Genomic DNA, 14,237 nt, shown 5'->3' with positions numbered 1-14,237 from the left:
CGCCACCGGCATCTGGGGCGCGGCGCTCGGCGCCGGGATCGGTGGCGGCCCGCTGTTGGGCGCGACCCTGGAACCCGGGCTCGGCTGGCACGCCGCGTTCGCCGCCAGCGGCGTGATGGCGCTCGGCCTGGCCGTCGCCGCGCAGATCTTCCTGGTCGAGTCCAAGGCCGACGTCCACAACCCGATCGACCTCGTCGGGATGGTTCTGCTCGGCACCGGCGTCGGCGCGGTCATCGGCGGGCTCGTCCGCGGGCGTACCGGTTGGACCGATGCCCCGACGCTCGGCCTGATCGGCGCCGGCCTGCTGCTGCTGGCGGCGTTCACCGCCGTCGAGGTGCGCAAGAAGGCCCCGATGCTGGACATGAAGCTCTTCCGCAGCCCCCGCTTCAACGCAGCGACCTTCGCGGCGGTCGGCACGGGCCTGGGCGTCATCTCGCTGCTGTCCTACCTGTCGACGATGTCGCAGCGCGGGATGGGCGACGAGCCGATCGTCGGGGCGTCGCTGATGGCGACCTGGGCGGCCGCCAGCATCGTGACCGCGTTGTTCGTGCCCAAACAGTTCGCCCACTTCTCCGGCCGGGCCCACCTGGCCGCCGGGCTGGCGGTCACCGCCGTCGGGCTGATCTCGCTGTTCGGCGTCGAATCCGGCACCAACCCGGGGCTGCTGGTCGCGGGGATGGCGCTGACCGGCGTCGGCAGCGGCATCGCCAATGCCGCGCTCGGCCGGGAGGCGGTTGCCTCCGTGCCGGCCGGGCGCGGATCGCTGGGCAGCGGGGCGAACAACACCGCCCGCTACATCGGCTCCTCGATCGGGGTCTCGATCGTGGCCACCATCGTCGCCGACCAAGGCACCGGCCCGGGTGCGGTGATGGACGGATGGAACATCGCCGTGCTGGTGACGGCGGCGATGTCGCTGCTCGGCGCGCTGGCCGTGCTGGCCTGCCGCCCGGCGGACCCCGCGGCCTCCCCCGCACCGACGCCCCTACCGAAGTAGGCCGGCGTGGTCGTCACCGGGCCGCGACCCGGGTCCCACCTCGTGCCGCCCGGCACCGGTCCGGGCGCGCCGGGTGCGGAACGCCTGATGCAGCGCCGCACGCTGGCGATCGCCGTCGCCGGCAACCTCGTCGTGCTGATCGTCTACTGCCTGCCGCTCTCGATCCTGCCCGCGATCTCCGACGGCGTAGGGGCGAGCTCGGACACCCAGACCTGGCTACTGGCCGCCGTCAGCCTCGGGATGGCCACCACCCTGCTGCCCGCCGGCGCCCTCGGCGACGACTACGGCCGGCGCCGGGTGTTCGTCGCCGGGGCCGCCCTGCTCGCCGCGGCTAGCGTGGTCTGCGCGCTGGCCAGCACCCCCGGGGTGTTCCTGGCCGGCGCACTGGCGCAGGGCGTCGGCAGCGCGGCGGTCATGGCCTGCAGCCTCGGCCTGATCGTGCACGCCTACCCGGAGGGGCCTGCCCGGCGCGGAGCCACCGGGATCTGGGGCGCCTCGCTCGCCTCGGGCATCGGCATCGGGCCGTGGATGGCCGCAGGACTTGAACCAGTCGCTGGGTGGGAGGCCTCGTTCGTGCTCGCGGCCGGGTTCGCCGCCGTGCTCGCGCTCGTCGCCCAGCGTCTGCTCGTCGAGTCTCGCGCCCCGGACCACAAGCCGATCGACCCCGCCGGAATGGTGCTGCTGGGCTCCGCGGTCGGCACGCTGATCGGCGGCATGGTCCGGGGCCGGTCCGGCTGGAGCGACCCGATGACGGTCGTGCTCCTCGTCACCGCCGCCGTGCTGGCTGCCCTGTTCGTGCTCGTCGAGAGCCGCCGGCGGGCCCCGATGCTGCCGCTGTCGCTGTTCCGCAGCCGCCGGTTCCTGGCCGCGACGCTCGCCTCCTCCGCGATGGGCCTGGGCATGATCACCGTCCTGTCCTACGTCTCGACGGCGGTGCAGCGCGGCCTGGGCGCCGACGCCCTGGCCGGCGCCGCGCTCGTCACGTGCTGGTCCGTGGCGAGCGTGAGCACGTCGCTGGCCGTCTCGCGCTTCCTGCCCGGACAGAACGGGCGGCACCAGCTGGCGTTGGGTCAGCTGGTGATCGGGATCGGCCTGCTCTCGATGTGGGACCTGCACACCGGATCCCCGACCTCGACGCTGGCGGCCGGCTTCGTGCTCAGCGGGATCGGAGCCGGCATCGCCAATGCGGCGATCGGCGGCGAGGCGGTGGCGGCGGTGCCGGCCGGGCGCGGGTCGCTGGCCAGCGGGGCGAACATCACCGCCCGCTACATCGGCTCGTCGATCGGGGTGGCGATCTTCGCCACGATCGTCGCGGACCACGGGACGGACGCGGCGGGCGTCACCGCCGGCTGGAACGCCGCGATCCTGGTGACGGCCGGGTTCTCGCTGCTCGGCGCCCTCGCGGTGCTCGCCTGCCGCCCCGCACCAGAGCCGGCGCCTCCGCCCGGATCTGAGCCCCAGATCCCAGCCCTGGAAGGAAAGCACGCCTTCGCGGAAGCGCCCGGAGTGGACGACACGCTTCCGCGAAAGCGCTGAACCGAGTATCAGTGACCGAACGACCGTTCAGAGGTCGCGATCGGATAACCGATATGTCCCGAGATGGGCACGGGCGCGCTCGGCGGCTATCCGGGCGACGAGGCGATCGTGGTCCGGATGGAGCGGGCGTCGGGCAAGCCGGTGATCCTGGTGGTGCATTACGCCAGCTGCGACCACAACGGCGTCGACAAGACCGAGGTCCTGCACCCCGAATCGGCAGCCGGCGCCCGCGCAAAGGAGGAGACGCTCCGGGAACATGAGAAGACGCACGAGGCTGGCAACGGCCACTGACGCGGCAGCCGGTCAGGGTTCGATCTCGACCACCTCGTCTGCGGCGCAGGCCAGGATCGCCTTCGCGGTGGCGGCCTTCAGCGCGGTGAAGCGCGTCTCGTCGGCCGGCGACCGTTCGGCTCGCGCCAGCGAGATGAACTCCTCGTCGACGAAGCCGGGCCGCAACAGCAGCAGGCGCGCGGTGCCGCGGTAGGTGATCCGGAAGACGAACTGCTCCAGCACCCAACCGCGGTCCGGGCGCTCCATCGTGGCGTCCAGGACGTACCGGCCCTCGGTCACCGCCCGGGTCACCAGTTCGAACCCGTCGCGGGCGCCCGGCCCGCGGAACGCCGTGGTCACGGCGATCTCGCGCCGTTCGGGCGCCCCTCCGACCGGCAACGGCAGCCACCGCTGGAGCACCTTGAACGCCAGGGCGACCCCGGCCGGTGAGCCTGGCCCGTGGTAGCGCAGCAGGTCCTCGACGCCGAAGGTGAGCAGCCGTCCCTGGTCCGTCACCTCGAGCAGGTCCGCCACCTCACCCACCCCCTTCCCGTGATGCCGTGGCTCCATGGCAGATTGCCCGGACGGACATGAGGAGGGCTCAGTGTCAAGCGATCCCCGCTCGAGCACGATCGACGACATTCTGCGCCGCAGCGCGCTGCGCGACCCCGTCCGTACGGCGCTGGTCTTCCACGAACGGACCTGAACCTTCCGCGAGCTCGACGACGCGGTAAGCCGGGCAGCCGGGGTGCTGCTCGCCCGCGGTCTGGCCAAGGGCGAGCGGGTGGACGCCTACGGGCAGAACTCCGACTCGTACCTGATCGCGTTCCTCGCCTGCTGCCGCGCCGGGTTGGTGCACGTGCCGATCAACTACGCCCTCACCGGCGACGAGCTGGGCTACCTGCTGCAGCAGTCCGGTTCGGTCCTCGTCCTGGCGGACCCGAAGCTGGCTCCCAACCTGGGCAAGGTCGAGGGCGCCCCGGACCACCTGCTGCTGCGGGACAGTCCCGGCTGCCTGCTCGAGCTCGCGAGCACCGGTGAGGTTCCGGTGATCGACGTCGAGGTCGCCGACACCGACCTCGCGCAGATCCTCTACACCTCTGGCACGACCGCGCGCCCGAAGGGCGCGATGATGACGCACCGCGCCTACCTTCACCACTACTCCTCGGCGATCACCTGCCTGGACATCAAACCCGACGACATCTCGTTGCAGGCGATGCCGCTTTACCACACGGCACAGATGCACGTGTTCATGCTCCCGGCGCTGGCGGTCGGCGCCCGCAGCTACCTGGTGGAGACCCCCGACATCCCGAAGCTGCTGGAGATCGTGGAGACCGAGCGCGTCACCTCGCTCTTCCTCGCCCCGACGGTGTGGGTGCCGCTCTCGCAGCACGCCGACCTCGCCACCCGCGATCTGACGAGCCTTCAGAAGGCGTATTGCGGCGCCTCGGTCATGCCCGGCCCGGTCCGGGAGCGGATCGCGCAGGCGCTTCCCGAGCTCGGTTGGTACAACGCCTTCGGCCAGACCGAGATCGGCCCGCTGGCCACGGTGTTGCGCCCGGAGGAGCACGCCGAGCGGCCCGAGTCCTGTGGCCGGCCGGTTCTGTTCGTCGACATGCGAGTCATCGACGGCAACAGCAACGACGTCGAACCCGGCGGCACCGGCGAGGTCGTCTACCGCTCGCCGCAACTGTGCCTGGGCTACTGGAACAAGCCGGAGGAGACCGCGGAGGCCTTCGAGGGCGGCTGGTTCCACTCCGGCGACCTGGTGCGCATCGACGAGGAGGGCTACATCACCGTCGTCGACCGCATCAAGGACGTGATCAACACCGGCGGCGTGCTGGTGGCCTCCCGGGAGGTCGAGGACTGCCTCTACAGCTTCCCGGGCGTGGCGCAGGCCGCCGTCGTCGGCACCCCGGACGAGAGGTGGATCGAGGCGATCACCGCGGTCGTCGTCCTCAAGTCGGACGCCGCCGTCACCGAGGCCGAACTGATCGCGCACGTGAAGGCGAACCTGGCCAAGTACAAGGTGCCCAAGGCCGTGCACTTCCTCGACGACCTGCCGCGCAACGCCTCCGGCAAGCTGCTCAAGCGCGTGCTGCGCGACCAGCTCGCGGGTTAGAGCTCCTCGCGCGGAGGGTCGGTGCGGCCGTAGAGAGTGCGGGACTTGCGGGCGACGGCGTCCACGGCCCGGCGGCGGGTCAGAACCAGCACGACGATGCCGGCCAGGCCGAGCGCCGAGCCGACCAGGCCCACGGCCGTGCTCTCGGAGTCGGCGGCGTCCCGGCTGCCGTTGACCAACAGGCAACCAGCCACCAGCAGGTGACCCAGCCCGTCGAGGCGCGGCTCGACGCGGGCGCCGAAGCCCGGGGTGGCCACGCCACCGACCACGCCGACCAGACCGATCAGCGCGAACACCGCGCCGACCGTGATCGCGGCCCATGCCAGCATCTCCGCAGCTCCTCAAATCCGGTCGAAAGACTAGTGCCCTGCGTTCGAGGTCGGGCGCCGCTGACGGGGACAGGGATCTCGGACGCAGGGCACGAGAGCCGTAGGGTCGGTTCGGGCGCCGGGACGGTGGCCACCGGCGGGAGGGTCCAGGGTGCAGGTACGGGGCGCGGCGATGGTTGCTGCGGCGATAGTGCTGGTCGGTGGGCTGCTCGGCGGGTGCTCCGGTGGCGACGACGAACCCGCCGCGACCCCGGCGCCGAGCACCCCGGCTCCGAGCGCTTCGGCGGCGCCGGGCGACGTGACCTGCACCGACAAGGCCGGCGACAGCGTCGACCCCTCGCTGGACCTGCTCGCCGTGCGGCTGGCCCGGACCGGCAAGAACGTTCGCGTCATCTTCGACTCCACCGAGGTCCCGGAGAAGGACCCGGTGTCCTGGGTAGCCGGGTTCGTCAGCGCGGACGGGAAGCACACCGTGGAGCTGACCGCGGAACGGCGGCGCAACGGCGACTTCGCGCACGCGATCGTGGTCGACGGCGAAGAGGACGGGGTGGACGACGTCGTGCGGCTCACGGCCGAGGGCATGACCACGGTGTTCCCGGTCAAGGCGATCGACGCGCTCGGCGCGGGCGTGCGCTGGTACGCCGTGGTCAGTGTGAACGGCGACGACATCGACCTCTGTCCGGGCGACGTCGAGTTGCGCGAGGTGCTCGACATCGTGCCGTTGACCCTGCCGGCCGGCTGGTAACTGACTACTCGTCAGGATCCGGGGAGGCCGACGCCGTCTCTTCGCTGATGTCCTCGGGAGGCGCGGTGCCGCCCGAGTCCTCCTCGGCGTTGCCGGAGGTCGCCGGGGCGTTCGGGTCATCCAGGATGCGCAGCAGCTCGATACCGTAGCTCGGGACCAGATTCGACCCGGACACGAACGGCGCCACGGCGACCCGGGTCAGGGTGCGCTCGGTGAATCCGTCGTCAAAGCCGTTGTGGCATCCGCCGTAGCGCAGGTAGATCTGGGCATCGCCGGTCGTGGTGGTGACCCGCAGGACGATCTCCTCGGTGCCGCGCACCGTCTTCGCATCATTGCCGGTGCACCCGCCCTCGGAGTCCGGGCCGGTCCCGACCTTCGACTCCGCGATGCCGTGCACGGCGTCCCGCGCCACCTCCCCGCTCAGCAGCACCGAGGACAGCAGCGTCGGCGTCGAGCGGGCGGTGCCGGACGGCAACAGCGGCGCGACCGTGGGCCGCAGGTTGGCACCGGGGTCGACCGTGGCCTCGACCAGCGGGTCCTCGGAGTCCTCGCCGAGCAACTCCTCGTCGGAGTCCAGCGGCACGTCCTCCTCGTCCTCCGACGAGCCCGGGTCGGCGCCGAGCTCCTCCTCGTCGTCCACCTCCGGGGGGTCGGCGAACCGGCCGCCGGGGATCGCGTAGCGGCAGGCCGCGACCGACTTGATGCCCTTGAGCTCGAGGACCGAGAACGCGCCGTCGGGGCGGCGGGCCGGGTCGGCCGTGATCGGGTCGGTGACCGGGCAGCCGTTGGCGTCGGTGCTGATCTGGTGCAGCGTCCCGAGGATCTGGGCCCGCAGCTCCGCCGGGGCCTGGATCCGCACCAGCACTCCACCGGACTTCGTCGTGACCCGGTCCCCCTCGGTGCCTTCGTCGGCGTCCGGGTCGAGGTCGGCGAAGACCATCGAGACGAACGTGCCCGCCTTCTCGACCAGCGTCGAGGGGTCGGGGTCGCCGGAGTCCTCCGCGCCGGGGCAGGTGGACTCCACCGGCGTGCCGGGGCGGATCATCACCGGAGCGGAGACCGCGGCGTCGGAGATGCACCACAACGCGGCGGCGACGTCGCCGGTCTGGTGGCCCCAGGCGTCCGGGACCGAGATCTCGGCGTTGCCGAAGGATTCTGTGCGCCACCCGTCGGAGGTGGCGGTCGGAGCGGGCTCGAGGCCGGCCGGGGTGTCCGTGCCGTCGTCGCCCGAACACCCGGCCGCGCCGAGCATGACGATGGCGGCAGCGGTCGCAAGGCCGCGTCTCATTGCGCTCCTCCCACGGCCGGGGCGGGCCGGTCGCTGCCCACACGCCCGAGCCACCACAGCGCGACGGGCGGAAGGAACAACGGGATGAACCCGTAGCCCGCACCGTAGACGGACCAGACCGAGGAATCCGGGAACCAGTCCCGTTCGATCAGACTCAACGTGCCAACGATCAGCACGCCGACGAGTTCCCCGAGGCACACCACGCGGGCCGCGGCGCGGGCCCGGGGCGAGCTGCGCCGGATCAGGACGGCGCCGGCGAAGTAGACCACGGCGGCGGCCGCGGTCAGCCCGTAGGCGAAGGGCGCGTGCCCGGGGTCGTCGGCGAGCTGCACACTCGCCCGGCCGGCCGCAGCCAGGGCGAGGACGGTGTAGAGCCCGACGATGACGGTGAGCGCGCCGGTGCCCCGACTCGGTGCACTCACGCCGCGACCCCGGTCCGCCAGGTGATCCACATCCGCTGCAGCATCACGATCAACGAGATGCAGGCCAGCGCGGCCACCACCGCGCGGAAGCGATCGGCGGACCGGTCGGTGGAGTCCGCCCCGCTCGGCGGCCGGATCTCGATCCCGCCGACGAACTCCGGGTCCGTCCCTGGCGCCCCGTCCGCAGGCGGGAAGCCGAGCCGGACCGGCAGGCCGACCAGGAGCGGTAACAGCAGCAGCGACCCGAGCGCGTAGACCACGTGGGTGCCGGGCTCGGCCGCGTCGTGCCCGGCCGCGAGGGAGATCAGGGACGCCGCGGCCTGGACGAGCAGCATCAACTGCAGCGCCATCAGCGCGAGCACCTGGCCGCGGTTGAGGACCCGCCGGCGGATCGCGGCCAGCCCCGCCCAGCCTCCGATGAGCAGCGCCTCCAAGATCAGGAAGCCGGTGGAGGCGCGCGTCATGCGCACACGGTATTCGGCGGGCCTGAGCGGCTCAGTGGTGGCGTCCGCCGACTCGTCGCCGTCGGCCGGGAGGTCGGGGCCCCGCGCCAACCCGTCGGAACGACCTCTGACCTGCGAGAACGCGCTCACCGAAAAACTTTTGGCCCAACCCTCAAGGTGGACAGGTCCGTTACCGACACTCTTGCTGTCACCACCGCAGCACGCCGGCAAGGCCGGTCGGAGCGGATGACGGGTACCAGGATCGGGTTTTCCACCCTCCCCCATCCGAGACTGGCGCCAGTCCCCCTTCCGGACCTCAAAACCGGGAACACGGGAAACCGGGTCCCGACACTGGCCGTCGGGCCCCGGCCCCCACCCCTCAGCACAGACACCAGCACAGACACCCCGCAAGGCAGATCGGACACCTGGCACCACCCCTGAAGACACCGAGGCGATCACCCCCCTGAACGCCCCGGAGTGCGAGAGCAAACGACGCGGCTCACCCCTCCGCTTCGCGGTCGCTCGCACAACACCGAAAGCCCCGGCCCCCCTGCCGGGGCTTCGGTCTTTAACCCGACCGCCTTGAACCCGCGCGGCGTGGCTTCCCACGAAAGCGCAGTCCTGCAGGCCCAATCGGCCGAAATCACCCGCAGATGTGCGCTTTCGGCGGGATTGCCTGGGGCCGCGGTCAGCCGGCTGAAAGCTCCTCGGCAAGAAGCTCAGCGATCTGCGCCGTGTTCAGCGCCGCGCCCTTGCGCAGGTTGTCCCCGCAGAGGAACAGGTCCAGGGAGTTCGGGTCGTCGATCGCGCGGCGGACCCGGCCGACCCAGGTCGGGTCGGTGCCGACCACGTCGGCCGGAGTCGGGAACTCCCCGTTGGCCGGGTCGTCGACCAGGACCACGCCGGGGGCGTCGCGCAGGATGTGGTGCACGTGCTCGACGGTGACCTCGCGCTCGAAGGTGGCGTGCACCGCGAGCGAGTGGGTGGTGATGACCGGCACCCGCACGCAGGTCGCGGAGACCCGCAGGTCGGGCAGGCCGAGGATCTTGCGGGACTCGTTGCGGACCTTGAGCTCCTCGGAGGACCAGCCATCCTCCTTGAGCGAGCCGGCCCACGGGATGACGTTGAGGGCCAACGGTGCCGGGAAGGGCCCGAACTCGCCGATCGCGCGCCGGACGTCTCCGGGCTGGGTGCCCAGGGTCTGCGAGCCGGCCACCTTGTCGATCTGCTCACGCAGGGCGTCGATGCCGGGCTGACCGGCGCCGGACGCGGCTTGGTACGAGGCGACCACGAGGGCCTGCAGGTTGTACTCGGCGTGCAGCGCGCCCATCGCCACGATCATCGACAGCGTCGTGCAGTTCGGGTTGGAGACGATCCCCTTCGGCCGGCGCCGGGCGGCGGCCGGGTTGACCTCGGGCACCACCAGCGGGACCTCGGGGTCCATCCGGAACGCGCCGGAGTTGTCGACCGCGATCGCGCCGCGCGCAACGGCGATCGGCGCCCACTCGGCGGAGATCTCGTCCGGCACGTCGAACATCGCGACGTCGACGCCGTCGAAGCACTCCGGCGAGAGCGCGATGACCTCGACCTCCTGGCCGCGGACCATGAGCCTCTTGCCCGCCGAGCGGGCCGAGGCGATGAGCCGGATCTCCCCCCAGACGTCCTCGCGGGTGGAGAGCAGCTCGAGCATGACCGTGCCGACGGCGCCCGTGGCGCCGACCACCGCGAGGGTGGGCTTCGTGCTCATCGTCCGGTTCCTCCGTAGACCACAGCGCCGCCCTCGGGGTCGTCCAGGTCGAACGCGGTGTGCGCGGCCGTCACTGCAGTGTTCACGTCGTCCTCGCGCACGACCACCGAAATACGAATCTCCGAGGTGGAGATCATCTCGATGTTCACCCCGGCCTCGGCCAGGCAGCCGAACAGCTTGGCCGAGACGCCCGGGTGCGAGCGCATCCCGGCGCCGACCAGGGAGATCTTGCCGACCTGGTCGTCGTAGCGCAGCGATTCGAAGCCGATCTCGCCCTGGATCTTCTCCAGCGCCTGCACGGCCTTGGCGCCGTCGGTGCGGGGGGCGGTGAAGGAGATGTCGGTCCGGCCGGTCGCGGCACCGGAGACGTTCTGGACGATCATGTCGATGTTGATGCCGGAGCCGGCCACCGCGGAGAAGATCGCGGCCGCCTGACCGGGCTTGTCGGGCACGCCGACGACCGTCACCTTGGCCTCGCTGCGGTCGTGCGCGACCCCGGCGATGATCGGTTGCTCCACGGGATTTCCTTCCGGGTCGTTACCGGTGTAGTCGGCGGTCACCCAGGTGCCGGTCCGGTGGCTGAACGAGGACCGCACGTGAATAGGCAGGTTGAACCGCCGGGCGTACTCGACGCAGCGCAGGTGCAGCACCTTCGCGCCACTGGCCGCCATCTCCAGCATCTCCTCGTAGGTGATGACCGGGAGGCGCCGGGCGGCGGGCACGATGCGCGGGTCGGCGGAGAAGACGCCGTCCACGTCGGTGTAGATCTCGCAGACGTCGGCGCCCAGCGCCGCGGCGAGGGCGACCGCGGTGGTGTCCGAACCGCCGCGGCCGAGGGTGGTGATGTCCTTGGTGGACTGCGAGACGCCCTGGAACCCGGCCACGATCGCGATCGCGCCGTCGGCCAGCGCGGAGGAGATCCGGCCGGGGGTGACGTCGATGATCCGCGCCTTGCCGTGCTCGGAGTCGGTGATGACCCCGGCCTGGCTGCCGGTGAAGGAGCGGGCCTCGTGGCCCAGGTTGGCGATCGCCATCGCGAGCACCGCCATCGAGATCCGCTCACCCGCGGTGAGCAGCATGTCCAGTTCGCGGGCGGGCGGGACGGGAGAGACCTGTTTGGCCAGGTCGATGAGGTCGTCGGTGGTGTCGCCCATCGCGGAGACCACCACAACCACGTCGTTGCCGGCCTGCCTGGTCTCGACGATCCGCTTCGCGACCCGCTTGACGGACTCGGCGTCGGCGACGGACGAACCGCCGTACTTCTGCACGACGAGACCCACGCTGACAACCCCCTTGCTGGACGGGCCCGTTCGGGCGGCGTCTGGCCCCGACCATTCTAGGCCGTCCGCACGCTGCGTGATCGCCGGAGTGCGCCCGGCCGGAACCCCTGGACTCAGACCCCAGGCTTTTGCCCCAGCGCCATGCCACAGATCAGTTAAGGCCGCCGCACCGCCCGCCGAAGCTGCCTACCGTGCAGGGCAAGGGGACAGCAACGGGGTTCACGGGACCGGGAGGGTTCTGGGTGGCCGGCGGGCGGCATCGCAAACCGCACCACGGGCGCAATCGCGCCGTGGGCGTCCTCACCATGGCCGTCGCCCTGTTCGCCGCGGCCGGCGCTGTGGAGACCGCGCAGGCGGCGACCGCCCCGGTGAGGCCGTTCGGGGGGTTCGCCGCCGCGGGAGTGGTCCCGCTCACGCACGGTCACTCCCACAACGACTACGAGCGCCGGCTTCCGCTCTCCGACGCGCTCGCGCGCGGCTTCACCTCGGTCGAGGTCGACGTCGTGCTGCTCGGGGGCCAGCTGCGGGTCGGGCACGACTGGGTGCAGGCCCTCGCCGGCGGACACACCCTGCGCTCGCTCTACCTGGACCCGCTCGCCGACTGGGTCGAACGCAACGGCGGCACGGTGTTCGGCCCGGGTGGACCGGCCCTGACGCTGCTCGTCGACGTCAAGTCCGAGGCGCGCAGCAGCTGGCGCGCCCTCGAGGGCGTACTCGCCGGGTACGCGGACATGCTCACCCGGTTCACGCCGGACGGAGTAGAGCCCGGCGCGGTGACGGTGATCGTCTCCGGCAACCGCGCCCCGGACCTTCTCGCCGCAGAATCCGAGCGCCTCACGGCCCTGGACGGACGCATGGTGGACCTGGCCGGCGCCGACCCCGCGCCGGTCGACCTGGTGCCGATGATCAGCGAGCGCTGGGGTGCGCTCTTCCGCTGGAACGGCACGGGTCGGATGCCGCCGGCCGAGCTGGACCGCCTGCGCGCACTGGTCGAGGCCGCGCACGCGCAGGGCCGCTCGATCCGCTTCTACGAGACCCCGGACCGCACCGCGGCCGCAAGGGAGAACGTGTGGCGGGCGGAGCTGGCCGCCGGGGTCGACCTGCTCAACATCGACGATCTGACCGCGGGGCAGGCCTTCCTGCTGGCCGAGCCGGCCGGCTGAGCTGACTTTTGAGCCCTGGCCAGCAGGACCCGTCGGAGGCAGGACATAGGCTCGCCGCAGGAGGCGTCCGCCGGACGCCGTGACCCCGGGGAGCGGCCGTGACCACCGGCGGAATGCCCGACATGGGGGCGCTGCTCGCGCAGGCGATGCAGATGCAGCAGCAGATTGCGGACGTCCAGGCCAAGCTGGCCGCGACCCACGTCACCGGCAGCTCCGGCGGCGGCGTCGTCCGGGCGACCGTGACCGGCGGCGGCGAGCTGGTCGGGCTGGAGATCGAGCCGTCCGTGGCCGACCCCACCGACACCGAGACCCTCGCCGACCTCGTCGTGGCTGCGATCCGGGACGCCAACCGCGCGGCTGCGGACCTGCAGGCACAGGCGATGGGCCCGTTCGCCGCCGCGATGGGCGGCATGGGTGGCATGGTCGAGGGCATGGGACTGGATGCGAGCGCCTTCGGCCGCGGCGCGAGTGGCGGGCTGGGTGGCCTGCCGCCCGGCAGCCGCTAGGGGCGCCGCTTGTACGAGGGGATCGTCCAGGACCTGATCGACGAGCTCGGCCGCCTGCCGGGCGTCGGGCCCAAGAGCGCGCAACGGATCGCCTTCCACCTGCTCTCCGCGGAGCCCGCCGAGGTGCGCAAGCTGGTGCACGCCATCAGCGAGGTCAAGGAGAAGATCCGGTTCTGCGAGGTGTGCGCGAACGTCACCGAGGACGCCTTGTGCCGGATCTGCCGCGACCCGCGCCGCGACCCCTCGGTGATCTGCGTGGTGGAAGAGGCCAAGGACGTGGTGGCCGTCGAGCGCACCCGTGAGTTCCGCGGCCGCTATCACGTGCTCGGCGGGGCGATCAGTCCGATCGAGGGCATCGGCCCGGACGACCTGCGGGTGCGCGAGCTGATGACCCGCCTCTCCGACGGCGCGGTGACCGAGATCATCCTGGCCACCGACCCGAACCTGGAGGGCGAGGCCACTGCGACGTATCTCGCTCGCCTGATCAAGCCCCTGGGCTTGAAAGTAACTCGCCCGGCTAGTGGACTGCCCGTTGGCGGCGACCTGGAGTACGCCGACGAGGTCACCCTCGGGCGCGCGTTCGAAGGGCGGCGATTGCTCGATGTCTGACGCAGATCGGAACTTCTGGAAGGTGTCACGGTGACCGAGGACCCGGCGAACTTCGCCACGCAGATCGCGGATCAGGTCGAGAGCTTCCTGATCGCGCTGCGCGAGTGCGCGCGCGCCGGCAGCCCGGAGGCTGCGGTGCCGATGTTGCACCTGGCCACCGCGCAGCTGCTGCTGGCCGGTGGCCGGCTCGGCACGATGTCCGACATCGAGCTGGAGGATCAGTTCGAGCCGGACGCCGGCGCGGACCCCGACCTGGATGAGCTGCGCACGGCGCTGGCGGACCTGCTCGAACCGATCGACGAGTACGCCGAGGTCTTCGACCCCTACGAGCGTCACCCCGAGCTGATGATCTGCCGGATGTCCGACGAACTGACCGAGGTCGCGGCCTCCCTGCTCCATGGGCTGCAGCACTACAAGGCCGGCCGTGAGTCCGAGGCGTTGTGGTGGTGGCAGTACTCCTACCTGAACTCGTGGGGCCTGTCCGCCTCCACGACCATGCGCGCCCTGCACAGCGTGCTCGCCCATGACCGCCTCGACACCAGCACCGGCGACACCGCCCTGCTGCAGGCCCTCGACCCGGCGGTCACGCGCCTCTAGTCGTGCTCGACCTCGGACAGCACGCTCGCGCCGAACTCCTTCATCACCAGGTCCCGGCCGGACAGGCCGTCGTCCGCGGCCGCGGCGTCGTCGGGGGCGGCCGCGCTGTACTCGTCGTCCGGGTAGTCCGGGCCCGGCGGTGGTGGGGGCGGCTCGGGGCCGGCGGCCTCGGCTGCGGTGCAGCGG

Annotated in this window: 15 protein-coding genes and 2 pseudogenes; 9 read left to right on the top strand and 8 right to left on the bottom strand. The window is 71.8% G+C overall.

Annotation, left to right across the window (positions count from 1 at the left end):
* The 3 genes from H0X00_RS13520 to H0X00_RS13510 all read left to right on the top strand — a co-directional run.
* Positions 1 to 994: MFS transporter (locus tag H0X00_RS13520; RefSeq protein ID WP_293771776.1), on the top strand; the 994-nt coding region annotated here is incomplete at its 5' end.
* Positions 995 to 1,000: 6 nt separating this feature from the next.
* The gene (locus H0X00_RS13515; protein ID WP_293771774.1) at positions 1,001 to 2,530 is read left to right on the top strand and encodes an MFS transporter; all 1,530 of its coding nucleotides are present in this window, start codon (positions 1,001 to 1,003) and stop codon (positions 2,528 to 2,530) included.
* Positions 2,531 to 2,593: 63 nt separating this feature from the next.
* A complete protein-coding gene (locus tag H0X00_RS13510) occupies positions 2,594 to 2,821 on the top strand; it encodes a hypothetical protein (RefSeq protein ID WP_293771772.1) in 228 nt (75 codons plus the stop codon).
* Positions 2,822 to 2,833: 12 nt separating this feature from the next.
* On the opposite strand, the gene H0X00_RS13505 is transcribed toward H0X00_RS13510, so the two are convergent.
* Positions 2,834 to 3,334, bottom strand: a complete 501-nt coding sequence (locus H0X00_RS13505; RefSeq protein ID WP_293771770.1) for a hypothetical protein — start codon at positions 3,332 to 3,334, stop codon at positions 2,834 to 2,836.
* Between the two features lie 34 nt (positions 3,335 to 3,368).
* Between H0X00_RS13505 and H0X00_RS13500 the strand changes: the two are divergent.
* Positions 3,369 to 4,922: pseudogene (locus H0X00_RS13500) on the top strand (fatty acyl-CoA synthetase).
* On the opposite strand, the gene H0X00_RS13495 reads toward H0X00_RS13500, so the two are convergent.
* Complete coding sequence (locus H0X00_RS13495; RefSeq protein WP_293771768.1) at positions 4,919 to 5,251, bottom strand: hypothetical protein; 333 nt, start codon at positions 5,249 to 5,251, stop codon at positions 4,919 to 4,921. The pseudogene H0X00_RS13500 and the gene H0X00_RS13495 overlap by 4 nt on opposite strands.
* 151 nt (positions 5,252 to 5,402) lie before the next feature.
* Between H0X00_RS13495 and H0X00_RS13490 the strand changes: the two genes are divergently transcribed.
* Complete coding sequence (locus tag H0X00_RS13490; protein WP_293771766.1) at positions 5,403 to 5,996, top strand: hypothetical protein; 594 nt, start codon at positions 5,403 to 5,405, stop codon at positions 5,994 to 5,996.
* A 4-nt stretch (positions 5,997 to 6,000) separates the two neighbouring features.
* Here the strand turns inward: H0X00_RS13490 and H0X00_RS13485 are convergent, their stop codons facing one another.
* From H0X00_RS13485 to H0X00_RS13465, 5 genes are all read right to left on the bottom strand, one after another.
* Entirely contained in the window at positions 6,001 to 7,284 is a 1,284-nt protein-coding gene (locus H0X00_RS13485) for a hypothetical protein (RefSeq protein WP_293771764.1), read from the bottom strand.
* A complete protein-coding gene (locus H0X00_RS13480; protein ID WP_293771762.1) occupies positions 7,281 to 7,706 on the bottom strand; it encodes a hypothetical protein in 426 nt (141 codons plus the stop codon). The genes H0X00_RS13485 and H0X00_RS13480 overlap by 4 nt, the downstream gene beginning before the upstream one ends.
* Positions 7,703 to 8,170: a hypothetical protein gene (locus tag H0X00_RS13475; RefSeq protein WP_293771760.1), complete on the bottom strand. Its 468-nt coding sequence runs from the start codon at positions 8,168 to 8,170 to the stop codon at positions 7,703 to 7,705. The genes H0X00_RS13480 and H0X00_RS13475 overlap by 4 nt, the downstream gene beginning before the upstream one ends.
* A 667-nt stretch (positions 8,171 to 8,837) precedes the next feature.
* Positions 8,838 to 9,896, bottom strand: coding sequence for an aspartate-semialdehyde dehydrogenase (locus H0X00_RS13470; RefSeq protein ID WP_293771758.1), 1,059 nt, complete (start codon positions 9,894 to 9,896; stop codon positions 8,838 to 8,840).
* Positions 9,893 to 11,176 carry an aspartate kinase gene (locus H0X00_RS13465; RefSeq protein WP_293771756.1) on the bottom strand — a complete coding sequence of 428 codons (1,284 nt, stop codon included), beginning with the start codon at positions 11,174 to 11,176 and terminating at the stop codon, positions 9,893 to 9,895. The genes H0X00_RS13470 and H0X00_RS13465 overlap by 4 nt, the downstream gene beginning before the upstream one ends.
* Positions 11,177 to 11,466: 290 nt before the next feature.
* On the opposite strand from H0X00_RS13465, the gene H0X00_RS13460 reads away from it, so the two are divergent.
* From H0X00_RS13460 to H0X00_RS13445, 4 genes are all read left to right on the top strand, one after another.
* The gene (locus H0X00_RS13460; RefSeq protein ID WP_293771754.1) at positions 11,467 to 12,339 is read left to right on the top strand and encodes a phosphatidylinositol-specific phospholipase C/glycerophosphodiester phosphodiesterase family protein; all 873 of its coding nucleotides are present in this window, start codon (positions 11,467 to 11,469) and stop codon (positions 12,337 to 12,339) included.
* A gap of 122 nt (positions 12,340 to 12,461) precedes the next feature.
* On the top strand, positions 12,462 to 12,845 hold the full coding sequence (locus H0X00_RS13455) for a YbaB/EbfC family nucleoid-associated protein (protein WP_367186609.1): 384 nt from the start codon (positions 12,462 to 12,464) through the stop codon (positions 12,843 to 12,845).
* 9 nt (positions 12,846 to 12,854) lie between these two features.
* On the top strand, positions 12,855 to 13,454 hold the full coding sequence (recR, locus tag H0X00_RS13450) for a recombination mediator RecR (protein ID WP_293771748.1): 600 nt from the start codon (positions 12,855 to 12,857) through the stop codon (positions 13,452 to 13,454).
* 30 nt (positions 13,455 to 13,484) lie between these two features.
* Positions 13,485 to 14,051 (top strand): DUF5063 domain-containing protein, encoded by a 567-nt coding sequence (locus H0X00_RS13445; RefSeq protein WP_293771745.1) that lies wholly within the window; start codon positions 13,485 to 13,487, stop codon positions 14,049 to 14,051.
* Here H0X00_RS13445 and H0X00_RS13440 read toward each other — a convergent pair.
* A pseudogene (locus H0X00_RS13440) lies at positions 14,048 to 14,237 on the bottom strand (hypothetical protein); the annotation flags it as partial. The gene H0X00_RS13445 and the pseudogene H0X00_RS13440 sit on opposite strands and share 4 nt — an antisense overlap.

Source organism: Sporichthya sp., assembly GCF_013815995.1.
Lineage (GTDB): Bacteria > Actinomycetota > Actinomycetes > Sporichthyales > Sporichthyaceae > Sporichthya.
This window is presented reverse-complemented; position numbering and strand designations above follow the sequence as displayed.

Coding starts and splice junctions, on each gene's coding strand:
- H0X00_RS13495 (WP_293771768.1), bottom strand. CDS start 5,251: ATGCTGGCATGGGCCGCGATCACGGTCGGCGCGGTGTTCGCGCTGATC.
- H0X00_RS13470 (WP_293771758.1), bottom strand. CDS start 9,896: ATGAGCACGAAGCCCACCCTCGCGGTGGTCGGCGCCACGGGCGCCGTC.
- H0X00_RS13455 (WP_367186609.1), top strand. CDS start 12,462: ATGGGGGCGCTGCTCGCGCAGGCGATGCAGATGCAGCAGCAGATTGCG.
- H0X00_RS13475 (WP_293771760.1), bottom strand. CDS start 8,170: ATGACGCGCGCCTCCACCGGCTTCCTGATCTTGGAGGCGCTGCTCATC.
- H0X00_RS13510 (WP_293771772.1), top strand. CDS start 2,594: ATGGGCACGGGCGCGCTCGGCGGCTATCCGGGCGACGAGGCGATCGTG.
- H0X00_RS13485 (WP_293771764.1), bottom strand. CDS start 7,284: ATGAGACGCGGCCTTGCGACCGCTGCCGCCATCGTCATGCTCGGCGCG.